1 rRNA gene is annotated in these 252 nt (G+C 36.1%); it reads left to right on the top strand.

Features of this window, described 5'->3' with window-relative positions:
* Positions 1 to 67 (top strand): 16S ribosomal RNA (locus tag Q8G36_RS28880); the annotation flags it as partial.
* Positions 68 to 252: the final 185 nt, after the last annotated feature.

Raw genomic sequence — 252 nt, 5'->3', positions numbered from 1 at the left:
ACAGATGATTGGGGTGAAGTCGTAACAAGGTAGCCGTATCGGAAGGTGCGGCTGGATCACCTCCTTTCTAAGGATAATTACGAGAGCGCTTTTGTTTTGTTCAGTTTTGAATGAGTAATTCATTCAAATAGGAAAGACAAACATCACGATGTGATGGATTCTTTCTGCTTTGTTCCTTGAAAACTAGATAATAGATAGAAGGCAATTAATTTTTTAAAAGCATCTGTAAGATCTTTTTTAACGGTTAAGTTA

Origin of the sequence: Peribacillus frigoritolerans (assembly GCF_030676415.1) — a bacterium.
GTDB lineage: Bacteria > Bacillota > Bacilli > Bacillales > DSM-1321 > Peribacillus > Peribacillus frigoritolerans_A.
This window is presented reverse-complemented; position numbering and strand designations above follow the sequence as displayed.